Origin of the sequence: Pseudomonas sp. MNR3A (assembly GCF_009650575.1) — a bacterium.
Lineage (GTDB): Bacteria > Pseudomonadota > Gammaproteobacteria > Pseudomonadales > Pseudomonadaceae > Aquipseudomonas > Aquipseudomonas machongensis.
In genome coordinates this window covers 1-23,266 of the sequence record NZ_VZZS01000032.1, presented here as the reverse complement: position 1 = coordinate 23,266, position 23,266 = coordinate 1, and the positions used below count along the sequence as shown (strand labels likewise).

The window sequence follows — 23,266 nt, the reverse complement described above, 5'->3', positions numbered from 1 at the left end:
TAGGTTGGAAGAGAAGATGCGAAGCAAGGTGACGGGCGCCAAGCGCTGGGTCGTGAAGATCGGCAGTGCGCTGCTGACCGCCGATGGCAAGGGCCTCGACCGTGGTGCGATGGCGGTCTGGGTCGAGCAGATGGTCGCACTGCGTGAAGCGGGCGTGGAACTGGTATTGGTCTCCTCCGGGGCCGTGGCCGCAGGCATGAGCCAGCTGGGCTGGACCACGCGACCGAGTGCGATGAACGAGCTGCAGGCGGCCGCCTCGCTCGGCCAGATGCGCCTGGTGCAGGCCTGGGAGTCGAGCTTCGGCGAGCACGGCAAGCACACCGCGCAGATCCTCCTGACCCACGACGACCTCTCCGACCGCAAGCGCTACCTCAATGCCCGCAGCACCCTGCGCACCCTGGTCGACCTGGGCGTGGTGCCGGTGATCAACGAGAACGACACCGTGGTCACCGATGAGATCCGTTTCGGCGACAACGACACCCTGGCCGCGCTGGTGGCCAACCTGGTCGAGGCCGACCTGCTGGTGATCCTCACCGACCGCGACGGCATGTTCGACGCCGACCCGCGCAACAACCCTGAAGCCCAACTGATCTACGAAGCCCGCGCCGACGATCCGTCGCTCGACGCCGTAGCGGGCGGTACCGGTGGCGCCCTGGGGCGCGGTGGCATGCAGACCAAGCTGCGTGCCGCACGCCTGGCTGCGCGCTCCGGTGCCCACACCATCATCATCGGTGGCCGTATCGAGCGTGTGCTCGACCGCCTGAAGGCCGGTGAGCGCCTGGGCACCTTGCTGTCGCCTGAGCGCGGCATGCTCGCTGCGCGCAAGCAGTGGCTGGCTGGCCACCTGCAGACCCGCGGCACCCTGGTGCTCGATGCTGGCGCTGTGAAGGCCCTGCGCGAATCGAACAAGAGCCTGTTGCCGGTCGGCGTGAAGACTGTGCAGGGCAGCTTCCGCCGTGGCGAGATGGTGGTCTGCGTCGGACCCGATGGCCTGGAAGTGGCCCGTGGCCTGGCCAACTACAGCGCCCTGGAGGCGCAGAAGATCATCGGTCAGCCGTCGGATGCCATCGAAAGCCTGCTGGGCTACAGCGCCGAGCCCGAGCTGGTGCACCGCGACAACCTGGTCCTGGTCTGAAGGAGACGCCCATGCTGAAAAGGATGTTTGCCGTGGCAGCGCTGATGCTGCCGATGCTGGCCGGCGCCGAGGAAATCGGCCAGGTGTCCACCGTGTTCAAGTTCCTTGGGCCCAACGACCGCATCGTGGTCGAGGCGTTTGACGATCCCAAGGTCGAGGGTGTGACCTGCTACCTGTCGCGAGCCAAGACCGGCGGCGTGAAGGGTGGGTTGGGGTTGGCGGAGGACCGCGCAGAGGCATCGATCGCCTGCCGTCAGGTTGGGCCGATCAACTTCAAGGGTGAGCTCAAGGATGGCGAGGAGGTGTTCAAGGAGCGCACCTCGCTGGTGTTCAAGACCATGCAGGTTGTGCGTTTTCTCGACAAGAAACGCAACACGCTGGTGTACCTGGTGTACAGCGACCGGATAGTCGAAGGTAGCCCGCAGAATGCGGTGACGGCGATTCCGATCCTGCCTTGGGCTCACTAAAACTTCAGTAGGTTATTACGAGGGTTTCGCCCTCGTTCGCGGGCAAGCCCGCTCCCACAGGTACAGCGCAGTCCGTGAATGCGGCGCGGTTCCTGTGGGAGCGGGCTTGCCCGCGATTGGGCCGCAGAGCGGCCCCTTGTTGCCTCAGGCCAATTCCTCGGCCTGATCCTCACGCACGATCGCCTTCACTTCATCCCGGCGGCTGATGTACTTCCAGTCCGCCTCGTCGATGTAGATCCCGTTCGGCCCGCTGCCGCCTTCCAGGTCGATCGCCACGCGCGCCGACACCTGCGGCTTCACGCTCGCCAGAATCGGCACGAAGCCCAGTTGCTGGCTGGTCTCCAGCAGCGCCGCCTGGTTGCGTTCGTCGATGTCCGCCGCTTCGTCGAGGTAGTAGGGCAGGCGGATGCGCCCGGCCAGGTCGCGGTCCATCAGGTGCAGCAACAGGTACATGTTGGTCAGCGCCTTGATGGTCATGGTGGTGCCGTTGGATGCGGCGCCGTCGATGTCGGCGTGGATCACCGGCTGGCTGTTGATCTTGGTGATCTCGAAGGCCAGCTCGAACAGGTCTTTCAGGCCCAACTGGTTGTGGTTGGCCGCTACTAGCCGCGCCAGGTACTCCTTGGCCTCTTCGTTCTTGTGATCCTGCTCGGCGCTCTGCGTGAGGTCGAACACCGACAGCGTTTCGCCTTCCTCATACTGGCCGGCACTGTGGATGATCTGGTCGATGTGCTTGAGCGCTTCCTTGTTCGGCGCCAGCACCACGCGGAAGCTCTCCAGGTTGGACACCTGGCGCTTGTTGATCTCGCGGTTGAACAGCGCCAGCTGGTGCTCGAGGCTGTCGTAGTCGCTGCGGATGTTGCGCAGGGTCCGGGCGATGTCGGTGACCGCCGCGCGGCGCGCCTTGGCCAGAGTGAGAGCTTCCTCGGTGCGGTGCGAGTAGGCGTTGATCAGCAGCATCAGGCGACGTTCCATGTCGTCTTCGCTGTCGAACTTGGCCACACCTTTGAGGCGCACCTGGGCGTACAGCGCCTCGATCTGGTTGTCGACGCGCTGCAGCGCCTGCCAGCTGTCCTGGTAGTCGTTGAGCAGCGGCAGCAGGTTGTCCATCGAGTCGTCGACCGGCTCCATGAACGGCGTGCCGAACGGCAGGTCGGCCGGCAACAGCTGGCGGCGGCGCAGGGCGTCGTCCAGGGTGCGCTGCTTGGCTTCCATGTCGGCGATCTGGCGGCCGACCAGTTGCAGCTTGGCCGACAACTGCTGGACGCGTTCGGTGAAGGCGTCGCTGGAGCGCTTGAGCTCGTCCTGGGCGGCTTCGAACTGCGCTAGTTGCTCCATCTTCTCTGGCTCTTCGGCGCTCAGGGTCTCGGTGCGGCGGAAGTCCTCAAGGGCCTTCTGCGCATCCAGCACCTGCTGGTACAGCGCCTCGGTCTGGGCCTTGCTCGCGGCGCGGTCCAGGGCCACGGCCTGCTGGGTCTTGAGCTGCTTGAGCTCCTTTTCCAGGCGTTCTTTCTGGTCGCGCAGGGCCGCACGGTCGGCCAGTGCCTGCAGCGCTGGCGGCTCGATGTGCGACAGGTCGATGGACAGGCCCGGCACTTCGAAGCGCTCGCCCTTGAAGCTGTCGAGCACGCCTTCAAGCGTCTTGACCCACAGGTCGCTGTCGTCCAGTTCGATGCCCCGATCGCCCAGCGGCAGGCTGAACAGCGCGCCATTGAACAGGCGCATCAGGCGATCGACGTCCTGTTGCGAGAACTCTTCGCGCAGGCGTGCGTAGCTGTTGTTGTCGGCGTGTTCGAGCTGCTGCTTGACCGCCTTGACGCGTTTTTCCAGGTCGCGCACGCGTTCGTCGAGGTCTTCGGCGGAGAACTGGCGCGACTGCGCCAGGGCGCCGGCCAGTTCGTCGTGGGCGTCCTTGGCGGCGAGCAGTTGCTGCTCCAGGACCTTGACGTCATCGACCAGGGCGAAGCGGTGCTTGAGCACCGACAGCTCGCCGAGCCAGCGCTGGATGCCGGTGATCTCGCGTTCCAGGCGCATCAGCTCCTGGGTGCCGCCACGCTGGTCGTTCTGCAAGCCATCCTGCTCGGCGCGGTAGTGCTCGGCCTGGATCACCAGCTCTTCCTTGCGCGCTACGGCGTAGTCCTGCCAGGTGCCGAGCAGGCTGTCGAGCAGGGGGGAGAGACGGTGCAGCTTGCCGCGCAGGATGTCGCGCTGGGCCACGCCGCCGGCAAGCGCTTCGACCAGCGGACCGGCAGCGACCAGGGCGTTGTAGTCCTGCTCCATGCGGCGCACGTCGCGGAAGGCTTCTTCACAAGCCGCAATGTAGTCGACGCTGCCCGAGCGCAGGCTGTGCTCGAAGGCATCCAGGAACAGCTGCTTGAGCTTGGCGGCAGTGATCTCGCGCATGTGCAGCAGGTTGATGAACAGCGCGCGGAAGGTCTTCAGGCTCTGCTCGCTGGTCGAGCGCAGCGGGATCAGGGTGAGGTCCAGCGGCACCGAGGTGTGGCCGCCGACCAGCAGCCGGCGCAGTTCGTCCGGCTTGAGTTCGTAGGCCTTGAGGCCGTTGCGCTCGAGGTTGGTGAACAGCTCCTTCTGGCGCAGGCAGGTGTCGTCTTTCTGGTAGTGAGCCAGGTCCAGCTCACCCTGGTAGGCGAAGAACTGGTGGCCGAAGCCGCCGCCCGGGCCGCGCCCGACCACGCCGATCACGTGCGGGCCGTGGGGCAGGTTCAGTTCGCAGAGGATGTAGCTGGTGTCGCTGGCGAAGTAGAAACGCCGCGATTGCTCCAGGCTGTACTTGCCGAAGCTCATGTCCGACATGCGCGCCAGGATCGGGAATTGCAGGGCGTTGATCGATGCCGATTTACCCAGGTTGTTCGCGCCATAGACCGACAGCGGATGTTCCAGCGGGAACAGGCCGAGGCTGTAGCCGGCGGTGTTGAGCAGTGCGAAGCGGCGAATGCCGTAGCGTTCCTGGCTCATGCGTCAATCTCCTGTTGCTCTTCGCGGATGGCCCGGGCCAGGGCGTCCTCTTCGCTCTCTTCGCCCTCGAAGGGGGTGAGGTCGAGCGGATCGTCGGTGCGGTTGAGTTGTTCCGGGGTTTCTTCCTCGACCAGCACCGGGACCGGCAGCGGCAGGTCGCTGTGCAGGGTGGCGGCCAGGTCGCGGTCCTGCTGGACCGACAGGCACACATCGAGGAAGCGGTGCATCGGCGGCAGGAAGCGGTAGATGCCGCCTTCTTCATGGGCGAAGCCCAGCTGGGTCATGCGGCGCAGGATCTTCTCTTCGAGCTCCTCGACCGTCTGCACTTCGGCCTGCAGGAACAGGTCGCGGTATTTCTCCAGCAGCGAGGGCAACTCGTCGCGGCCGATGCTGCCGCCGTCGAGCACGGCCATCGGGTCGCGGCCCTGGTCGGCCAGGTGCTCGACCAGGATGAAGGTGAACAGCGACAGGCGCTGGGCGGTCTTGTTGACCTGCGCGGCGGCCTGCTCGGGGACGAAGTAGTAGAAGCCACGGGTGTCGCAGACCAGCTCGAAACCGAGCGCCTTGAACAGGGTGCGGTACTGGTCCTGGAAGTTCGACAGTTGGGCGTACAGTTCCGGGTCGCGGCGGCTGACGTGGAAGCCCTTGAACAGCTCGCGGAAGATCGGCGCGAGCTGGGACAGTTCGGAAAGATCAAGATGCATTGGCTGGGCTCGCGGTGGATTCGGTGGCTGCCGGTTGTTGTTCGCGGCTGGATGTCAGGGCGAAGGAACGCAGGCTGACCAGGTGTTCGCGGGTGGTGTAGTCCTGGCGCTGCAGGCGCTCGCGGCTGAAGCGCTTCTCGCGCGAGAGGCGCGAGAACCAGTACAGCAACTCATCGGTGGCGCCTTCGGGTTCCTGCTCCAGCAGCCAGACCATCAGGTCCGGCAGCGGCAGGGCGTCTTCGCAGCGTTCGAGCATTTCCTTGACCGTACGCGGCGCGCGTGGCAGCGGGCCCTTGTGGGTCTTGTGCGCCTTGGGGAAGCGCGCAGGCTTGGGCTCGAAGCGGGCCAGGGCATAGACATAGGCCTCGACCTGGCTGGCGCTGCCGAGGAAGGTGCTGTGCGGACGGGTGAACATCGGCATGGCCGCTTGCGGTACGGCATCGATGCCTTTCTTGCGGATCACCGACAGCGCCAGTGCCGCGCCGCGGGTGACGGCGTTGTGCCGGCGCGCTTCCTCGCGCAGCGGCAGCAGCAGCTCGCGGGCGTGGCGCAGGGTGAGCTGGGCGCTGGTCTGCATCTCGAGGATGCGCGCGTGGGTGCGCAGCAGCATGTCGTCATCGACCAAGTGGCCGAGGCGCGCCTGCTCGCCCAACAGGCGCAGCAGCACGGTCTCGACCTTGCGTACGCCCTGCTCGAAGGCACCGTCGGCGTTGACCAGCTGGATCATCGGCTCGACGTATTCGTCCCAGGTCGCCAGCACTTCGGCGTAGCGCTGGCGCAGCGGGATCTGGCGGTTGCTGGTCTTGGCCCGTTCGGCCACCGCGACCAGCGCCTGTTCGTCGTTGTCGAGCTTCTTCAGCACATCGCGCACGCGCATGTCGAGCAGGCGCAGCTGGCGCGCCAGGTCGTCGCTGTCGCGGTTGTCGAAGGCGTCCTGGATGTGCCCGGCGAGGCGCTCGAGGTGGCGCAGATAGGCTTCGATCTCCAGGCACAGGCCCAGGCGGTGCTCGCGACGCAGGTAGGCGAGGAAGTCGTGGATCTGCGCGTTGAGCTCGAAGCGGTTCGGGCTCTTGGCCACCGGGACCAGGATATCCAGGCGAATCCACACGTCGAGCAGCTGGGTGATGTCCTGCGGCGTGCTCTCCACCTGCTGGCGGGCCAGTTGCTGACGCAGCTCGACCAGGCTCAGGGTGCCCTGGTCGAAGCGCTCGCACAGCGGCTCGATCAGGGCCCAGTGTTCGGCTAGGGCGCGCAGGACGCGCTTGGGTTCGATCATTGGCGGGTCGACTCTTGCCAAATAAAAGGGGCGATTGTACTGCATACGGGGGGGAGGATTTCACCCCTTGGTCCGGGATTTGCGTTGATCTGTGCCAGCCTCTTCGCGGGCAAGCCCGCTCCTACAGATACAGCGCCTGCCCCGTGGGAGCGGGCTTGCCCGCGAAGAGGCCGACAGAGGCAATAAATTTCCGCCAGCCTGTTGCGGCACGACGCCGCCAACAGCGTTAGAATGCCCGACTGAACCAAACCCCCGGATACCCGAGCCTTGCTGACCGAACCCCGCCGCCGCGCCTACCTTTCCGCCATGCAAGTGGTGCACTGGCTGCCGCGTGCCGAACTGCCGTTCGCCGCACCTTCGCGCCCCGAGCTGCTGTTGCCGGTGGCGCCGGTCGAGGATCTGGATGTCGAGGCGCAGCCTGTGCGCCAGGCGCCTGCGCAGGGCGAAGCGGCGCCGACCCATGCCCGCTCCGGCGAACGCCCGAAAATCGAGATCCCACGCCCCGGCAGCACACCCAAGCCCGTTGCCAAGCCGGTCGAGCGCGAAGAGGAAGCCCCCAAGGCCGCACGCCCAGCCCCGGTGCCGCCGCCGCGTTTCGCCCTGCAGCTGCTGCGTGCCGGCACGTGCCTGTTGCTGGTGGAACTCGCCACCGGCCAGCCGTTCCAGAGCCGCGACCCTTCTTACCTGTTGCTCAAGGACATGCTGCGCGCCGCCGGCCTGCCGGACGCGCCGCAGATCATCGGCGAGCCGGTGCGCTGGCCGCTGTTCGTGCGCGGCAACATGGAGCAGGGGCCGGAGGCAGCGCGTGATTTCGTCCAGGGTTTCATCCAGGCCCGCCTCGAAGAGGCCCCCTGCACCTGCCTGTGGCTGATCGGCCTGCCAGCGGTGCGTTTTGCCGGCGACGCCGATGCCCAGGCCTACTACCAAGCACTGAAGATCGATGGCCTGGGCGATGTCTGGGTGTTGCCGGGTCTTGAACTGTTGATGGACGAGCCGCAACGCAAGGCGGACGTCTGGAAAGCGATGCGCCAGCTGATGGCGCGCTGGAAGAGCGTTGAATGAGTGACTCGATCAGTTTCCGCCCGATGACCGAGGCGGATCTGGATAGCGTGCTGAAGATCGAATATGCCGCCTTCAGCCACCCCTGGACCCGCGGGATCTTCCAGGATGCGCTCAAGTCCTACGAAGTGTGGCTGATGTTCGACGGCCAGCAACAGGTCGGGCATGGCGTGATCAACGTGATCATCGACGAAGCGCACCTGCTCAACATCACGGTCAAGCCAGAAAACCAGGGGCGCGGCCTGGGTTTGCGGCTGCTCGACCACCTGATGGCGCGGGCCTGGCAGCTCAATGGGCGCGAGTGTTTCCTGGAAGTACGTGCCAGCAACCAGTCGGCCTATCGTTTGTACGAACGCTACGGATTCAACGAAATCGGTCGGCGTCGGGATTACTACCCGGCCGCTGGCGGACGTGAAGACGCCTTGGTGATGGCCTGCACCCTGTTCGAAGAGTGACCGCCTGCACGGCTACCAGCCGAACAGCTCACAAGCGTTGCGCGTACTGGCTGCGGCCAGCGCGGTGTACTCCACGCCCATGACCTCGGCCAGCGCTCGGGCGATATCGGGCAGATGTTCGGGGCTGTTGCGCGCATTGGGGTGCATCACCGGCGGCATGTCTGGCGCGTCGGTTTCCAGTACCACGCTCTCCAATGGCAAGCGGGGCAAGGTCTTGCGCAAGCGCAAGGCTTGCGGCCAGGTGGCGGCGCCTCCCAGGCCCAGTTTGAATCCGAGCTTGATGTATTCGCGTGCTTCTTCGTAGCTGCCGGCGAAGGCGTGGATGATGCCTGCGCGTACGGGCTTGTAGCGCTTGAGCGTGGCGATCACCTGGGCATGGCTGCGGCGTACGTGCAGCAGCGCAGGCAAGTCGAAGTCGCAGGCCATCTGCAATTGCGCTTCGAACAAGGCCTGCTGGCGTGTCTTGTCGAGCTCGGGCAGGTAATAGTCCAGGCCGAACTCGCCGACCGCGCACAGGCGCGGGTCGCCCCGCAGGCGTTCGAGCCACCCGCGCAGTTGCGCCAGGTGTTCGGGCTGATGCTGCTCGAGGTACACCGGGTGCAGGCCGAGGGCGGCCGGCAGGCGTGTGTCGCTGCAGGCCAGGTCCCAGACTCGCTGCCAGTTGCCCTGATCCACCCCCAGTACCACCATGCGCTCGACCCCCAGCGCCGTGGCGTTGGCCAGGAGGCGCTCGCGGTCGGCGTCGAAGTCGGGGAAGTCCAGGTGGGTGTGGGTGTCGATCAGGCGCATGTTCAGGCCGAGATGCGCTGCTTGAAGGTTCGCGCCACGGCATGTACGCCGGGGGCGTAGGTCTTCTGCTCGATGGCGGCCAGGGCCAGCTCCAGTGCGGTGGCGGCGATCTGGCCGTGCTGCTGGGCCATGGCGTTGACCGGCAGCGGCAGGAAGTCGAGCAACTGATTGTCGCCGAAGGTGCCCAGTTGCAGCTCACGTGGCTCGCTGGCACGGGCTTGCAGGGCATCGAAGACGCCTTGCAGCAACACATAGGAGGTCGTCACCAGGGCGTCGGGCAGGTCGCCGAGCTCATCGATCAGCGTTTCCATCAGGCGCTGGCCACAGGCGCGGCTGAAGGCGTCGCCTTCGTAACGGCGAACTTCGCCATCAAAACGCTGCAGGGCCTCGTCGAATCCTCCGGCGCGGGCCTGGCTGACCGACAGCTCCGGACGCGCACCGATCAGGGCGATGCTGCGAGGCTTGCTGCCCAGCAGGCTTTCGGTGAGTTGGCGGCTGGCCTCGCGATCGTCGCTGATCACCGAGCAGAAGTGCGCGGGGTCGAGGCGACGGTCAATGGCAATCACTGGCAGGCCCTTGCTCTGCATTTCGCGATAGCTGTCATCTTCCGGCGGCAGGCAACTGGCGACGAACAACGCATCGCAGCGGCGAGCGCGGAACAACTGCTGCAACTGGCGTTCGCTTTCAGGCTGGTCATCGCTGCTGGCGATCAGCAACTGGTAGCCACGGGCTCGCGCGCCTTGTTCGAGCTGCTTGGCGATGCGTGCGTAGCTGGGGTTTTCCAGGTCCGGGAGGATGAAGCCGAGGGTGCGTGTGTGCCGGCTGCGCAGGCCCGCCGCCTGGGGGTTGGGCGTGAAGTCGTGGGCCTCGACCACCGCGCGCACTCGCTCGACGGTGGCGTTGCTGATGCGCTGCTGTTCGGCCTTGCCATTGATGACGTAGCTGGCAGTGGTCACGGAAACACCGGCCAGACGTGCGATATCGCTGAGTTTCACCGCATTTTCCTTGTTATTACCGGGGCGGCCAGGGGCGCCTGATCGGGTAGTCTTACTCAGAATTGTGTCCAAGTGCAGGCGACCATTGTCGCAATTGTTCCGACAAACTGGGGCTTTTTCCTACGCAGATTATCGAGTAACGTGGCCGCCTGGTCAGATTAAACGTTTCAGCATCCGATTGAACGGGAACTGCCCCTGAGCCCGCGGGTGAAAAAACGCGTTGAATCCCACAACAATAACCTCAGTCCCGAGCGACGGGTACTGCAAAAGGAGAAGGTCATGCTCGAGCTCGCGAGAGAGCAGATAGCCATGGGCCAGGTCGCCAGCGATAAAGCGGCGGCATTGCGCTTGCTGGCCGATCGGCTGGTCAGCGACGGTCTGGTCGCCGAGGGTTACCTACAGGGCCTTGAGGCGCGCGAGGCGCAGGGCTCGACTTTTCTCGGCCAAGGCATCGCCATCCCCCACGGTACCCCGCAGACCCGCGACCTGGTATTTGCCACCGGTGTTCGCCTGTTGCAGTTTCCCGAAGGGGTGGACTGGGGCGATGGGCATATCGTCTACCTGGCGATTGGCATCGCCGCGCGCTCTGACGAACACCTGCGCCTGTTGCAACTGTTGACGCGCGCCCTTGGTGAAACCGACCTGGCCGAGGCGCTGCGCCGCGCCAGCTCTGCCGACGCACTGCTCAAGCTGTTGCAGGGGGCGCCGCGCGAACTGGCGCTGGATGCACAACTGATCGGTCTGAACCTGCCCGCCGAAGACTTCGCTGAACTGGCCTGGCGCGGTGCGCGCCTGCTGCAGCGTGGCGGCTGTGTGGACAGTGGTTTCGCAGCGCTGTTGCAGCAGGCCGAGCCACTTCCGCTGGGAGAGGGGCTGTGGTGGTTGCACAGCGAGCGCGAGGTGCTGCAGCCGGGCCTGGCGTTCGTGACCCCGCAGCAGCCCCTGCGGCATCGCGATCAGCCCTTGAACGGTCTGTTCTGCCTGGCCAGTCTTGGCGCTGCGCACCAGGCGTTGCTCGAGCGCCTCTGTCAGGTGCTGATCGAAGGGCGCGGGCAGACCCTCTACCAGGCCACCAGCAGCCGCGATGTGTTGCAGGTGCTGGGCGGCGAGGCGCCGCCCGACTGGCCCAGCGTGCGCGTGATACTGGCCAACCCCCATGGCCTGCATGCCCGCCCGGCGAAGGTGCTGGCGCAACTGGCCAAGGGCTTCGAGGGTGAAATCCGCATCCGCCTGACCGACAGCGGCCATCCCGGCGTGTCGGTGAAAAGCCTGAGTCGCCTGCTCTCACTAGGGGCCCGGCGTGGGCAGGAGCTGGAGCTGATCGCCGAGCCGGCCATCGCCAGTGATGCCCTGCCGGTGTTGCTGGAAGCCATCGAACAGGGCCTGGGCGAGGACGTCGAACCGTTGCCGGCGCTTGCCCTGCCGGTCGCCGAGGTGGTGCGCGAAACCTTGCAAGCGCCGCTGCCCGGTAGCCAGGTCCAGGGCGTCGGTGCAGCGCCAGGCATCGCCAGCGGGCCGGCCCATGTAAGGATTGAGCGCCAGTTCGATTATCCGCTGCGCGGCGAATCCTGCGCCCAAGAGCGTGCCAGGCTGCGTGCTGCCCTGGCGGCGGTCGACGCCGAGCTGCAGACACTGGTGCAGCGCAGCGACAAGGCCATCGGTGAGATCTTCATCACACACCAGGAGATGCTCGCCGACCCGGCACTGGGCGATGAGGTGGATCTGCGCCTGGCCCAGGGCGAAAGTGCCGCAGCGGCGTGGATGGCGGTGATCGAGGCGGCCGCCAGCCAGCAGGAGGCGCTGCGCGATGCGTTGCTCGCCGAACGTGCCGCCGACCTGCGCGACATTGGCCGAAGGGTGCTGGCGCAGCTGTGTGGCGTCGCCGAGCAGGCCGAGCCGCAACAGCCCTATGTGCTGGTGATGGCTGAAGTCGGGCCGTCCGATGTGGCGCGTCTCGACCCGGCGCGGGTTGCTGGCATCGTGACCGCGCAAGGAGGGGCCACCGCACACAGTGCCATCGTCGCCCGCGCCCTGGGCATTCCGGCGGTCGTCGGTGCCGGGGCGGCGATCCTGCTGGTGGAGGCGGGCACGCCGCTGTTGCTCGACGGCCAGCGCGGCAAGGTCAGCGTTGCGCCAGCTGCCGATGAGCTGCAGCGTGCGTTGGCCGAACGCGATCAGCGTGAGCAGCGTTTGCAGGTCGCCTGGGCGAATCGCCACGAGCCGGCCGTGACCCGCGATGGCCATGCCGTCGAAGTCTTCGCCAACATCGGTGACAGCAGTGGCATCGACAAGGTGGTGGAGCTTGGCGCCGAAGGTGTCGGCCTGTTGCGCACCGAACTGATCTTCATGGCCCATCCGCAACTGCCGGATGTCGCCACACAGGAAGCGGAGTATCGCCGCGTGCTCGATGGCCTGCAGGGGCGCCCGCTGGTGGTGCGCACCCTCGATGTGGGCGGTGACAAACCCTTGCCCTACTGGCCGATCGCCGACGAAGACAACCCTTTCCTCGGCGTACGTGGCGTGCGCCTGACTCTGCAGCGTCCGCAGGTCATGGAGGAGCAGTTGCGCGCCTTGCTGCGGGCGGCCGACGACCGGCCACTGCGGATCATGTTCCCGATGGTCGGCCAGATGCACGAGTGGCGCGCGGCCAAGGCCATGGTCGAGCGGTTGCGTGAGGAGATCCCGGTCAATGACCTGCAGGTGGGGATCATGGTCGAGGTGCCGTCGGCTGCGCTGCTGGCCCCGCAACTGGCCCGGGAGGTGGACTTCTTCAGCATCGGTACCAACGACCTGACCCAGTACGCCCTGGCCATCGACCGTGGCCATCCGAGCCTGTCGGCCCAGGCCGATGGCCTGCACCCGGCGGTGCTGCAACTGATCGACATGACCGTGCGCGCCGCCCATGCCGAAGGCAAGTGGGTGGGCGTGTGCGGTGAGCTGGCGGCCGATCCGCACGCTGTGCCAGTGCTGCTGGGGCTGGCGGTGGACGAACTGAGCGTCGCGGCGCGCAGTGTCGCCGAAGTCAAGGCCCTGGTGCGCCAGGCCGATTACTCGACGGCCCGCGCCCTGGCGCGCGAGGCCCTGCAACAGGACAGCGCCGAGGCGGTACGGGCGCTGGTGGAGCGTGACTGAAATGGCCAAGATTCTCACCCTGACCCTCAACCCTGCGATCGACCTCACGGTCACCCTCGAGCAGCTGCGCGCAGGCGAGGTCAATCGCACTCATGAACAGTGCAGCCACGCCGCCGGCAAGGGCCTGAACGTTGCCCAGGTGCTGGCTGACCTTGGGCATCAGGTGACGGTCAGCGGTTTTCTGGGGCGCGATAACCTGCAGCCTTTCGAAGCGCTGATTGCCCGTCGCGGCTTCGACGACGGGTTCGTTCGCGTGCCAGGCGAAACCCGCACCAACATCAAGCTGGTCGAGGCCGATGGCCGGGTCACCGATGTCAATGGCCTGGGCCCTCAGGTAGACGACGCGGCCCAGGCCGAGTTGCTCGAGTACCTGGCGCAACGGGCGGCTGGGCATGACGTGGTGGTGGTGGCGGGCAGCTTGCCACGTGGCGTCAGCGCGCAGTGGTTCTGCCAGTTGCTGGGCCAGTTGGTCACCCAGGGCCTGAAGGTGGCGTTGGACACCAGCGGCGAGGCCTTGCGCGCCGGTCTGCGAAGTACGCCCTGGTTGGTCAAGCCCAATACCGATGAGCTCGGCGAGCTGTTCGGCATCACCGTGCAGGCTTTTGCCGAGCAGCGTGATGCCGCCCAGCGCCTGCTCGACGGCGGCGTCACCCACGTGGTGGTGTCCCAGGGCGAGCACGGGGTCAACTGGTTCACCGCTGACCTGGCCCTGCATGCCCAGCCGCCCAAGGTGAGCATCGCCAGTACCGTGGGCGCGGGCGACTCGCTGGTGGCGGGCATGGTTCATGGCTTGCTGCAAGCCGAGAGTGCCGGGCAGACCTTGCGCCGCGCCACTGCCATCGCCGCCCAGGCGGTGACTCAGGTGGGCTTCGGCATCGACGACCGCGAACAGCTGTCGCGCCTTGAAGCTGCCGTGCAACTGACAGAACAACAACAAGAGGCTCGCCGATGAACATTGCGATCGTCACCGCCTGCCCGAATGGCCAGGTGTCGAGTGTATTGAGTGCACGCTTGCTGGCCGCCGCGGCCCAACGTCGGGGCTGGAGTACCAGTGTCGAGGTGTGGGATGCCGAGCACCCCGAGCGGCGCCTGAGCCCTGCACAGATCGCCGAGGCCGACTGGGTGCTGGTGGTCAGTACCGGTTCGGTGGACCTGAGCCGTTTCGTCGGCAAGCCTGTGTACCAAAGCACCCCCGCCCAGGCGCTGGCTGATCGCGAAGGTTTCCTCGATGAAGCCGCGGCCAACGCCAAGGTGCTCGAGGCGAGCGTCGCCGAGGTGCCCGGTCGCAGCGCTACGCCGCGTATCGTGGCGGTCACCGCCTGCCCGACCGGTGTGGCCCATACCTTCATGGCGGCCGAAGCCCTGCAGCAGGCCGCCCGGGAGCTGGGCTACGGTTTCAATGTCGAAACCCAGGGCTCGGTGGGCGCCCGCAACCCATTGTCGGCCGATGCCATTGCCCAGGCGGACGTGGTGCTGCTGGCTGCCGACATCGAGGTGCCGACGGCACGCTTTGCGGGCAAGCGCATCTATCGATGCGGCACCGGCATCGCCCTCAAGCAGGCGCGGGCGACCCTCGAAAAAGCGCTGGCCGACGGCAAGCAGGAAAGCGCCGGAGGCACGGCCGATACGCCCGCGAAAAGTGAAAAGGCCGGGGTCTACAAGCACCTGTTGACCGGTGTGTCGTTCATGCTGCCGATGGTGGTGGCGGGCGGGCTGCTGATCGCTCTGTCGTTCGTCTTCGGCATCGAGGCGTTCAAGGAGCCGGGCACCTTGCCTGCGGCCTTGATGCAGATCGGTGGCGAGGCGGCATTCAAACTGATGGTGCCGATGCTGGCGGGGTATATCGCCTGGTCCATCGCCGACCGCCCGGGCCTTGCCCCAGGCATGATCGGTGGTCTGCTGGCCAGCACCCTGGGTGCGGGGTTCATTGGCGGTATCGTCGCGGGCTTTCTTGCCGGCTACAGCGCCAAGGCCATCAGCCGCTGGGCGCGTCTGCCCGCCAGCCTCGAAGCGCTCAAGCCGATCCTGATCATTCCGCTGCTGGCCAGCCTGTTCACCGGGCTGGTGATGATCTACGTGGTCGGTCATCCGGTGGCGGCCATGCTCGAGGGGCTTACGCGCTTTCTCGACAGCATGGGTACCACCAACGCGATCCTGCTCGGATTGCTGTTGGGTGGGATGATGTGCATCGATCTCGGCGGGCCGATCAACAAGGCGGCCTATGCCTTCTCGGTGGGCTTGCTGGCCTCGTCGAGCTACGCGCCGATGGCGGCGACCATGGCCGCTGGCATGGTGCCGCCAATCGGCCTGGGAATCGCAACCTTCCTGGTCCGGCGCAAGTTCGCCCAGAGCGAGCGCGAGGCAGGCAAGGCGGCATTGGTACTGGGGCTTTGCTTCATCTCCGAAGGCGCGATTCCCTTTGCTGCGAAGGACCCGTTGCGGGTGATTCCGGCGAGCATCGCCGGCGGTGCGCTGACCGGGGCGCTGTCGATGTATTTCGGCTGCAAGCTGATGGCGCCGCACGGTGGCCTGTTCGTGCTGCTGATCCCCAACGCGATCAACCATGCGCTGCTGTACCTGCTGGCGATCCTGGCCGGAAGCCTGGTGACGGCGGTGGTGTACGCGCTGATCAAGAAGGCTGAGCGAGTGGAGATGGTGGTGGCCCCGGCCAAGTGATCGCCCTGGGGGCAATGGTGGAGGCTTCGCAGGCGTGCCCGCGAGGCCTCCATCAACGATCTCAACGTTTGTGCCGCAAGGGCACCAGCAACTCCCCCAGACCGTTGTGATCGATCTCATGCATCAATGCCAGCAACCCGCCCAGCTCTCCGGGCGGAAAGCCCTTGCGCGCGAACCAGGCCAGGTAGTCGCCCGGCAGATCGGCGATGATCCGGCCTTGGTATTTGCCGAAGGGCATGGTCCGTGTGACCAGCAGTTGCAGGGATTCGGGTTTCATTCGGTGAACCTGGTGCGCTGAAAACGCCGACCATACAGCAATCGCTGCGCGCATCCACCCTGCAATCTGCACGAGCGCGCAAGCGGCGATCATGCAGAACACCGCTTCCCTGCCGTTGCGCTTAAAAAATAACTATATGATTTTTATGGATTTTTCATATTTTCCAGGCTTGGCATGAAGACTGCTCCTGTCATAGGGACTATCACCTGCCAAGGAGTTACCCCATGAGCAATCCCAACAAAGACGTGATCGACGTGCTGAACAACCTGATCGAGTACAGCAAGGATGGCGAGAAGGGTTTCAAGGAGTCGGCCGATGACGTCAAGAATCCTGAGCTGAAGACATTCTTCGTCCAGCGAGCGACGGCGTGTAACCAGGCCGCTGCCGAACTTCAGGCCGAAGTACGTCATCTTGGTGGCGATCCCGAGACCTCGACCAGCTTGAGCGGTGATATTCACCGGGGCTGGGTCAACCTCAAGTCGATGGTGACCGGCAAGGATGAAGAAGCGGTGCTCAACGAAGTGGAGCGGGGCGAAGACCATGCCCTGAAGGCCTACAAGGAAGCCCGAGAAAAGCTCGTCAAGCTCAATAACCCCAACGCGCAGAACGCGCTGACCCTGGTCGATCGCCAACTGCAAGGCGTACAGCGCAATCACGACCAGGTGAAAGCACTGCGTGACGCTGCCCGCGCCCGCTCCTAAGTAACAGGCGTGACAGGCCCTTCTACCCGGTTACGGCCCCCCGCCTTGGCCCGGTAAAGGGCTTCATCCGCGGCACCCAGCACTGCTGTCAGGTCGTGCTGGGTGCCGGGTTGGTAAAGGCCGATGCCAATGCTGACCGTGATCGGTCGCTCATCGGACCCGAATCGCGGCATCGCCTCGACACTCAGGCGAATGCGTTCGGCCAGCAGCAACGCGCCGGCCAGCTCGGTTTCCGGCAGCACCACCTGAAACTCCTCGCCACCATAACGCGCTGCCAGGTCGGCCGGCCTGCGAATGCAGCGATTGATGGTGCGCGCCACTTCACGCAGGGCATGATCACCGCCGGCATGACCGTGGCGCTGGTTGAACGCCTTGAAGTGATCCACATCCACCATCAGGACCGCAAGCGCCGAGCGGTTGCGTTGCGCGCGTGCCCATTCCTGGCGCAGGACCTGATCAAGGCGACGTCGGTTTGCCAGGCCCGTAAGGCTGTCGGTGGCTGCCAGCGTGGCCAGGCCTTGCTCGGCATCGTGGCGCCGACGCAGTTCGCGCCCCAGCAGCACGGTCAGCCAGAGTATGCCCAGGCACAGCACCCCCGTGGCCAGGCCGACGATCAGCGCCGTGCGCCGCCAGGCCTGGAAGACTTCGGAAGAAGAGTGCGCCACCAGCACGATCAGCGGCAGTTCGCCCACGCGCGCAAACGTATACATGCGCCGCTCGTCGAACAGGTTCGAGTGCGCGCTGAAGCTGCCACTGTGCTCCTGGAGAATGCGCCGGAAATTGGGTTGCTGGCTGAAGTCGCTGCCGATCGCTGGGTCTTGTGGCCGGGTCGGCTCGCGAGCGAGCAACTGGCCGCTGGTGTTGAGCAGGTTGATGCTGCTGTGCTCGCCGATGTCCAGGCGCTGGAACAGTTCGTTGAAATATGACAGGCGCAGGGCGCCGGTGGCCAGGCCTGCGAACTCACCGTTGGGGCCGGGGATGCGCCGGCTGAAACTGATGCACCAGTCCAGATCGCCAAGCCGCGCCTTGAACGGTGGGCCGACCAGCAGACCGAGGTTGGCGTTGGCCTGGTGGGCCTTGAACACCCCCGTGCCGGCAAAGTTCGCCTGGCGTGGAATGATGCTGGTGGAGTCGCCCACCACATCGCCTTGGGCGTCGAGCCACAGCACATCGCCGCGGCTGCGGTCGACGAAGGCCTGGTTGAACAGCAGGCGTTGGCGCAACGGGCCAGGCACCTTCGGCAGCTCGCTGCGCCCGACCGCCCAGATCAGTCCCTTGAGCGACTGGTCATAGAGTTCGGCGTTGCGCAGGATGTCACTTTCGATGAGCTGGACGATGTTGCTTGAGGCGCGGATGGAGGACTGTTCGACACTGTCCCGTTCGCGGCCGAGCAGATAGCTGACGATGCCTACAATCGCGAGCACGGCGAGGCAACTGCCCAGGTTGAGGATCAGCTCGGGGTGAGGCCTGGGGAGGATGGGGCGCGGGGATCGGGTGTGCAACATCGGGCTCGCTACTGCATAGGCCCCTCTTTCCGTGAGGGTAGGGCTATAAAGCGGCGGCGATATTCTAGGGAAGTGGCAATTGTCGGACAAGATTAGTCCGTCGGAAATGCATCAGGGGTTCGCGGGACGAGCCCGCCCCTACAGGACTGTAGGAGCGGGCTCGTCCCGCGATCACCGGCAACGCCGGTGCCATCCGCTGAGAGAGGGCCGATTAGAACACGTTCAGCGGATAGTCGACGATCACACGCAACTCGTCGTTGTCGTTATCCACAGCCGAGTACCCCTGGCTGCCACGATGGCTGGCATAGCGCAGCAGCACCGACAGGTCCTTGAACTGGCCTTCCTGGAACACGTACTTCACGTCCAGGTCGCGTTCCCAGTGGCGCGCATCCTTGCCGTCCTCGCTGTACCAGTGGCCATAGCCGACGCTGTTCGGATCGGCCTTGGTGAGGTCCAGCTTGCCGCGCGAATACGACAGCGACGAGGTCAGCCCCGGGATGCCGAGCCCGGCGAAGTCATAGTCGTACTGCAGCTTCCAGGAGCGCTCGTTAGGGCCGTTGAAGTCCGAGTACATGCGCGAGTTGTCGAGGTAGATGCTGTCGCCCAGGTTGATGTAGTCGAATGGCGTATTGCCGTTGACCCGCTGGTAGGCGGCAGTGACGCTGTGATGACCGGCCGCCACGGTGAAGTGCAGGCTGTAGGTGTTGTTGTCGATCTTGCCCAGTTTCGACTGGCCAGTGTCCTGGGTGTGATAGAAGTGCACGCCCGGGTTGAGGCTGACCAGATCATTGACCGCGTAGGTGTAGTCGAAGTCGGCGTAATACTGGTTCCAGATGTCTTTCAGTTCGGCGGCATAGAGGTTGGCGGTGATGTTCTCGGTGCCGTTCCACGCGGCGCCAGCCCACGACAGGTGCTTGCTGCGCTGGTCGTCGGTCTGCTGGCTGTAGTAGGTGTCGATGCGGCGGTGGCCGCTCTGGTTGTAGGGCTTGGTGAAGCTCACCTGGCCGCCTTCGAGCAGCAACCCTTCGACGCTGGTGTTGGTCAGTGCCACACCACGGAAGGTCTGCGGCAGCATGCGCGTCTCGCCACCGGCGATCACTGGGTTGGTGAGGAACAGGTCACCGGCTTTCAGTTCAGTGTCGAAGCCCTTGAGCTTGACCGCGGCGCCTGCGGTGGAGAACGAATGCGGCGCGGCGCCCAGTTCGTCTTCGTTCTTCTGGTGGGTCGGCAGGATGCTGGTGCCCGCGTGGCCGCCACCGCCATCGAGCTTCAGGCCCAGCATGGCGTGGGCATCGACACCGAAACCGATCACACCGGGCGTATAGCCCGACTCGAAGCGGGCGACGGCGCCCTGGCCCCACTCGCGATTGTCGCGCACACCCTGGTTGAGCTGGTTGCGGTTGAAGTAGGCGTTGCGAAAGTGCAGGTTCAGCGACGAACCCTCGATGAAACCATCAGCTTTTTCGTCGTCCGCCTGGGCGGCATGGGGAATCGTTGCGGCCAATGCAACGAACAGAGGCGTGAAACGGAAAGCGAGGGACACGAGTAAATGCTCCTTTGGTCTAACAGTGAGGCAGTTTCTAATTGTCGGAATTGCAGTTTCTTATGAGGGACGTTACAAACCGGCTGATAATTAAAGCGCATAAAAAAAGCCGCTGATGCGCAGCGGCTTTAAAAGGCTAACATATCGACACAGGCACTGCCCATGGCGTAGCCGGGGGAAAACAGGGCGTGTTCCGGCTGCCGATCAGCTGTCGGCACTGTCATCGTTCGTGACTTTGGAAGCTGTCTGTTGCGCGTCTTTTACCGCACCTTGATGCTGCGCGGCATAGGCGTCCTGCGACTGTTGCAGGGTGGCGGCGATCTCTGCGTTACGGGCGACGAAGGCCGGCGATTCCTCAGCCATGGCCAGGGGCGACAACAACAGGGACGACAGGACGAAGACGCTGGCAATACCCATACTGTTGGACATTTGAAACAACCTTCTTGCGTGGCAAGTGTGAGTGAAGACAGGGCTAAGTTAGTCCTGAACAGGCATTTGAAACAGCGGCAGGAACGAAAATTACTCTTGCATAAAAGGTAACTATTCCGATAGACGGCCTAGCATTTCTGCCAGGTGACGCGGGCTCGGGAGGCGACGACACTCGCGGTTGATGCTTCGTTGGAGCAGGCATAAAGATGCGACCCGTCCTAGCCGGGATTACCAAGAGTGCCGCGCTGCATGCGGGCACGCCGACGCTCACCGGCTCCTACCGTACCCTGACGTTGCTGCGGAGCCCGGCCACAGCGGATGCACCACCGCGTGCGCTGGCGCAGCGTCGAGTCGATGATCGGCTTTGTCGGACCACGCGCTTGTTCGGCGCGCGCCCACTTGTCCACGACGCCACTGGTAACGCCGATGCAATTACGGTTTCGACGCTGACTGATCAACCGTTGCTGCTTCATACCGCAGACGGAGATGCCTCTCTGACTTTGCTGGACAGTGCCGGACGCGCGCTCTGGTCACTCAATTCGCAGAAGACAACGACTGCGACGATCTACGAAGCCGGGGTTCTCGGTGGGCGGCCACTGGCGTTGATGGAAATGGCGGCCGGCATTCAGGTCGGTCGCGTGCGTGAACGCTACAGCTATGCACCTGCACAGGTCGCGCAGTGGAAGGCTCGCAATCTTTGCGGGCATTTGTTGGAAACCCGCCATAACGCAGGCATCGACCGGTCACTGCGTCTCTCGTTGACCGGCCATCCTTTGGTTACCGAGCAATGCCTGTTAAAGGTCGAGATAGAACAACCCGATTGGTCTTTCGCTGTAGAAGAGGACGTCGAGGAGCCCCTGGCGGTCCTGAACCAGTTCGATGCCTCCGGCGCCCTGCTGGGCACCGCTCATGCTGCCGATGTCACTGTCATCCAGGTTTACGGTGTCAGCGGTGCGCGGGAACAGACTCGGGTCAGATACCTGAAGGGCGGCAGTGATGAGGAAGTGGTCACCTTGCGCAACGTACGCTACGCCGCCGATTCCAGATTGCTTGAGCAAACCGCCGGTAACGGCGTCGTGGAACGTTACGAATACGATCCTCGTACCCTACGTCTCAGGCGACACCTGACCGCCCGCCCGTCTGGCCATCCTCTGGGCAGCCTGGTGATCAGCGACCTGCGTTATCACTACGATCCAGGCGGCAATATCCTCAGTATCGACGATCGAGGCGCGGACCCTGAGTGGCACAACAATCAGCAGGCCACGGGGCTTCGGCACTATGTCTACGACACGTTGAACCGGCTGGTATCGGCCACGGGGCGTGAGCGGGTAGCGGCGGCCCGTCATCATCCGTTGTCGGGTATCCATGTAGATCCGAGCGCTGGCCGCGTCTGGATACCCTACAGCGAAGCGTATTCCTATGATGACGGGAACAATCTCTGGTTGATTCGGCATGACGGTGGAGCAGGCCAACGCACGCGAGAGCTTGATGTGGCCTTGGGCAGCAACCGGGCGATGATCAAGGGCGCTGGTGTGGGGCCTGAGGCTGGGTTTATGGTCGGTGGCCTGCAGAAACAACTGGCCGACGGCAGAGTCTTGCGCTGGCACGCAGATAATCAGCTGAAAGCTGTCACGCTGCTGAGTCGCAAACATGCCGCGGATGACAGTGAGTGTTACCACTACTCTACGGGTGGTAGCCGGACGCGTAAAGTCCACACGGTGACCATCGGAGGGGGCACGCAGACCCGGTTGGCCACGTATACCCACGCCTTTGAGGTGCGCCAGCATGTTGTGGCGGGTGTAGCCACTCCTCTGCACCATGTCTTGATCACCAACGTAGGGGCTGCGCGTTTGGTGAGGAACGAACTCAATGGCGAAACGCAATTGCGCTTTGGCTTCAGCGATCACCTGAACAGTTCGGAAGGGGAGACGGATGCCGCTGGCAAGGTCATCGTCCGTGAGGAGTACGCACCTTACGGCGGTACCGTTGGCAGTGATGAGCCTGCGACTGAAACCGACACTATGACGCAACGGACCTTGCGCCATGCTGGCAAAGAGCTGGATGCGACGGGGCTGTATTACTACGGTTGGCGCTACTACCAGCCACAAGTGGGGCGTTGGTTGAGTGCAGATCCTGGCGGTTTGATCGACGGTACGAATCTGTTCCGGATGAACAGGAGTTCGCCAGTCACTCTCGTTGATCTGGATGGACAAGCCCCCAAAGAAATAGCCGAGCTGGTTGATAGACAAGGAGAGGGATACAGTTATCCCGAGACGGTTAATCAGCTGATGGAAAAGACGGATGCTGCGGTTAGCGCGGGAATAGCACATTATGTCGATGAGAATGGCTACAGGGTCATATCTACCTACAAGCGGGAGATAGGACCGTATGCTTTCAAGAATAGCTTCTTTCCCGCTGCTTGGGTGATGGAGTCAAACTACAAAAGTGAGGACGAGCGTATTCACCCTTCGAGTGTCGTTATCGAACAATATAAATTAGTTGCTGAAAAAAATGCTTATCAGCTTCCTCGCACGATCTGGCGCTGGGATGTTACGAATCGTCACGCACTGGCAGCCGTTGAACCAAGAAAGTCCGAGCGTCATTTCTCTCAAGACGCGCGCGATATACTGCTGCGGGAGCGCTTTCTTGCGAGTATTGGAAATGGAAGTCACACACGATACATATTGAAAGATTTGCAGATGGTTGCCACGCGGGTAGAGGTACATAAACAATCATTCGTGGAAGGGGGGGCTGGGGATGTGACGGCAATCGCTATTCATACGCTACCTAAAAGTTTAATGCCTGAAGGGGCTCGAATATTAGCCCTGGACGGCAAAGGCTCTGTCAGCAATGAGGTGGAAAGAGAAGTAAAATTAGGGCGTCGGGAGGGGGTTTCAAGGCGGATGCACATGCTGGGGCACTCATTGAACAGGTTGCTCCGTTCAACCAGCCAGCGTTCAAGGGTGTGAACTGATTCCTCAGCCATGGTCAGGAGGCGACAACAACAGGGATGACAGGACGAAGACGCTGGCAATATCCATCCTAGGCTCTGTACGAAAAGCCTTGATACTCGGTGATGCTGCGTTGAAAACAGCCTGGTGCGCCAGCCCGGTCGGAATGCTCATTTACAACCCGTAAAGTCGAGCG

At 64.0% G+C, this 23,266-nt stretch carries 18 protein-coding genes; 9 read left to right on the top strand and 9 right to left on the bottom strand.

Annotation, left to right across the window (positions count from 1 at the left end; all coding sequences use genetic code 11):
* Nucleotides 1-16 precede the first annotated feature (16 nt).
* A complete protein-coding gene (proB, locus tag F6X62_RS22190) occupies nucleotides 17-1,135 on the top strand; it encodes a glutamate 5-kinase (RefSeq protein WP_054892485.1) in 1,119 nt (372 codons plus the stop codon).
* A gap of 11 nt (nucleotides 1,136-1,146) precedes the next feature.
* Nucleotides 1,147-1,602: a CreA family protein gene (locus F6X62_RS22185; RefSeq protein WP_063546118.1), complete on the top strand. Its 456-nt coding sequence runs from the start codon at nucleotides 1,147-1,149 to the stop codon at nucleotides 1,600-1,602.
* 144 nt (nucleotides 1,603-1,746) lie between these two features.
* Here the strand turns inward: F6X62_RS22185 and mksF are convergent, their stop codons facing one another.
* The 3 genes from mksF to mksB are packed head-to-tail and all read right to left on the bottom strand — an operon-like array spanning nucleotide 1,747 to nucleotide 6,558.
* Nucleotides 1,747-4,578 (bottom strand): Mks condensin complex protein MksF, encoded by a 2,832-nt coding sequence (gene mksF, locus F6X62_RS22180; protein WP_112899166.1) that lies wholly within the window; start codon nucleotides 4,576-4,578, stop codon nucleotides 1,747-1,749.
* Nucleotides 4,575-5,282, bottom strand: a complete 708-nt coding sequence (gene mksE, locus F6X62_RS22175) for an Mks condensin complex protein MksE (protein ID WP_054892489.1) — start codon at nucleotides 5,280-5,282, stop codon at nucleotides 4,575-4,577. Before mksE ends, mksF begins: the two co-directional genes overlap by 4 nt.
* Nucleotides 5,272-6,558: an Mks condensin complex protein MksB gene (mksB, locus tag F6X62_RS22170; protein WP_153774724.1), complete on the bottom strand. Its 1,287-nt coding sequence runs from the start codon at nucleotides 6,556-6,558 to the stop codon at nucleotides 5,272-5,274. Before mksB ends, mksE begins: the two co-directional genes overlap by 11 nt.
* A 267-nt stretch (nucleotides 6,559-6,825) precedes the next feature.
* On the opposite strand from mksB, the gene F6X62_RS22165 reads away from it, so the two are divergent.
* Both F6X62_RS22165 and rimI read left to right on the top strand, forming a co-directional pair.
* On the top strand, nucleotides 6,826-7,620 hold the full coding sequence (locus F6X62_RS22165) for an energy transducer TonB (protein ID WP_153774723.1): 795 nt from the start codon (nucleotides 6,826-6,828) through the stop codon (nucleotides 7,618-7,620).
* Nucleotides 7,617-8,072: a ribosomal protein S18-alanine N-acetyltransferase gene (gene rimI / locus F6X62_RS22160; RefSeq protein ID WP_153774722.1), complete on the top strand. Its 456-nt coding sequence runs from the start codon at nucleotides 7,617-7,619 to the stop codon at nucleotides 8,070-8,072. Before F6X62_RS22165 ends, rimI begins: the two co-directional genes overlap by 4 nt.
* Nucleotides 8,073-8,084: 12 nt before the next feature.
* Here the strand turns inward: rimI and F6X62_RS22155 are convergent, their stop codons facing one another.
* On the bottom strand, nucleotides 8,085-8,861 hold the full coding sequence (locus tag F6X62_RS22155) for a TatD family hydrolase (RefSeq protein WP_153774721.1): 777 nt from the start codon (nucleotides 8,859-8,861) through the stop codon (nucleotides 8,085-8,087).
* Between the two features lie 2 nt (nucleotides 8,862-8,863).
* A complete protein-coding gene (gene cra / locus F6X62_RS22150; RefSeq protein ID WP_153774720.1) occupies nucleotides 8,864-9,856 on the bottom strand; it encodes a catabolite repressor/activator in 993 nt (330 codons plus the stop codon).
* A 279-nt stretch (nucleotides 9,857-10,135) separates the two neighbouring features.
* Here cra and ptsP point away from each other — a divergent pair, with 279 nt between their 5' ends.
* Genes ptsP through F6X62_RS22135 form a run of 3 tightly spaced genes read left to right on the top strand, consistent with a single transcriptional unit; the run spans nucleotide 10,136 to nucleotide 15,664 of the window.
* Nucleotides 10,136-12,988, top strand: a complete 2,853-nt coding sequence (ptsP, locus tag F6X62_RS22145) for a phosphoenolpyruvate--protein phosphotransferase (protein WP_153774719.1) — start codon at nucleotides 10,136-10,138, stop codon at nucleotides 12,986-12,988.
* A gap of 1 nt (nucleotide 12,989) precedes the next feature.
* Nucleotides 12,990-13,940 (top strand): 1-phosphofructokinase, encoded by a 951-nt coding sequence (gene pfkB / locus F6X62_RS22140; RefSeq protein ID WP_153774718.1) that lies wholly within the window; start codon nucleotides 12,990-12,992, stop codon nucleotides 13,938-13,940.
* Nucleotides 13,937-15,664, top strand: coding sequence for a PTS fructose transporter subunit EIIBC (locus F6X62_RS22135; RefSeq protein ID WP_153774717.1), 1,728 nt, complete (start codon nucleotides 13,937-13,939; stop codon nucleotides 15,662-15,664). Before pfkB ends, F6X62_RS22135 begins: the two co-directional genes overlap by 4 nt.
* A gap of 61 nt (nucleotides 15,665-15,725) precedes the next feature.
* Here the strand turns inward: F6X62_RS22135 and F6X62_RS22130 are convergent, their stop codons facing one another.
* The gene (locus F6X62_RS22130; RefSeq protein WP_054892498.1) at nucleotides 15,726-15,941 is read right to left on the bottom strand and encodes a DUF3820 family protein; all 216 of its coding nucleotides are present in this window, start codon (nucleotides 15,939-15,941) and stop codon (nucleotides 15,726-15,728) included.
* A gap of 224 nt (nucleotides 15,942-16,165) precedes the next feature.
* On the opposite strand from F6X62_RS22130, the gene F6X62_RS22125 reads away from it, so the two are divergent.
* Nucleotides 16,166-16,642: a PA2169 family four-helix-bundle protein gene (locus F6X62_RS22125; RefSeq protein ID WP_153774716.1), complete on the top strand. Its 477-nt coding sequence runs from the start codon at nucleotides 16,166-16,168 to the stop codon at nucleotides 16,640-16,642.
* On the opposite strand, the gene F6X62_RS22120 is transcribed toward F6X62_RS22125, so the two are convergent.
* The 3 genes from F6X62_RS22120 to F6X62_RS22110 form a co-directional block, all read right to left on the bottom strand.
* On the bottom strand, nucleotides 16,639-18,144 hold the full coding sequence (locus tag F6X62_RS22120) for a diguanylate cyclase (RefSeq protein WP_153774746.1): 1,506 nt from the start codon (nucleotides 18,142-18,144) through the stop codon (nucleotides 16,639-16,641). The genes F6X62_RS22125 and F6X62_RS22120 overlap by 4 nt on opposite strands.
* Before the next feature lie 214 nt (nucleotides 18,145-18,358).
* Nucleotides 18,359-19,690, bottom strand: coding sequence for an OprD family porin (locus tag F6X62_RS22115; RefSeq protein ID WP_063546109.1), 1,332 nt, complete (start codon nucleotides 19,688-19,690; stop codon nucleotides 18,359-18,361).
* 204 nt (nucleotides 19,691-19,894) lie between these two features.
* Nucleotides 19,895-20,119: a hypothetical protein gene (locus F6X62_RS22110; protein WP_153774715.1), complete on the bottom strand. Its 225-nt coding sequence runs from the start codon at nucleotides 20,117-20,119 to the stop codon at nucleotides 19,895-19,897.
* A gap of 206 nt (nucleotides 20,120-20,325) precedes the next feature.
* Here F6X62_RS22110 and F6X62_RS22105 point away from each other — a divergent pair, with 206 nt between their 5' ends.
* Nucleotides 20,326-23,088, top strand: a complete 2,763-nt coding sequence (locus F6X62_RS22105) for an RHS repeat-associated core domain-containing protein (protein WP_153774714.1) — start codon at nucleotides 20,326-20,328, stop codon at nucleotides 23,086-23,088.
* Nucleotides 23,089-23,266 lie beyond the last annotated feature (178 nt).

What these genes read in the sequence shown, in the direction of transcription:
- mksF (WP_112899166.1), bottom strand. Translation starts at nt 4,578, where the DNA reads ATGAGCCAGGAACGCTACGGCATTCGCCGCTTCGCACTGCTCAACACC.
- F6X62_RS22135 (WP_153774717.1), top strand. Translation starts at nt 13,937, where the DNA reads ATGAACATTGCGATCGTCACCGCCTGCCCGAATGGCCAGGTGTCGAGT.
- F6X62_RS22105 (WP_153774714.1), top strand. Translation starts at nt 20,326, where the DNA reads ATGCGACCCGTCCTAGCCGGGATTACCAAGAGTGCCGCGCTGCATGCG.
- F6X62_RS22155 (WP_153774721.1), bottom strand. Translation starts at nt 8,861, where the DNA reads ATGCGCCTGATCGACACCCACACCCACCTGGACTTCCCCGACTTCGAC.
- F6X62_RS22110 (WP_153774715.1), bottom strand. Translation starts at nt 20,119, where the DNA reads ATGTCCAACAGTATGGGTATTGCCAGCGTCTTCGTCCTGTCGTCCCTG.
- F6X62_RS22125 (WP_153774716.1), top strand. Translation starts at nt 16,166, where the DNA reads ATGAGCAATCCCAACAAAGACGTGATCGACGTGCTGAACAACCTGATC.
- mksB (WP_153774724.1), bottom strand. Translation starts at nt 6,558, where the DNA reads ATGATCGAACCCAAGCGCGTCCTGCGCGCCCTAGCCGAACACTGGGCC.
- pfkB (WP_153774718.1), top strand. Translation starts at nt 12,990, where the DNA reads ATGGCCAAGATTCTCACCCTGACCCTCAACCCTGCGATCGACCTCACG.
- ptsP (WP_153774719.1), top strand. Translation starts at nt 10,136, where the DNA reads ATGCTCGAGCTCGCGAGAGAGCAGATAGCCATGGGCCAGGTCGCCAGC.
- F6X62_RS22130 (WP_054892498.1), bottom strand. Translation starts at nt 15,941, where the DNA reads ATGAAACCCGAATCCCTGCAACTGCTGGTCACACGGACCATGCCCTTC.
- mksE (WP_054892489.1), bottom strand. Translation starts at nt 5,282, where the DNA reads ATGCATCTTGATCTTTCCGAACTGTCCCAGCTCGCGCCGATCTTCCGC.
- proB (WP_054892485.1), top strand. Translation starts at nt 17, where the DNA reads ATGCGAAGCAAGGTGACGGGCGCCAAGCGCTGGGTCGTGAAGATCGGC.
- rimI (WP_153774722.1), top strand. Translation starts at nt 7,617, where the DNA reads ATGAGTGACTCGATCAGTTTCCGCCCGATGACCGAGGCGGATCTGGAT.
- F6X62_RS22185 (WP_063546118.1), top strand. Translation starts at nt 1,147, where the DNA reads ATGCTGAAAAGGATGTTTGCCGTGGCAGCGCTGATGCTGCCGATGCTG.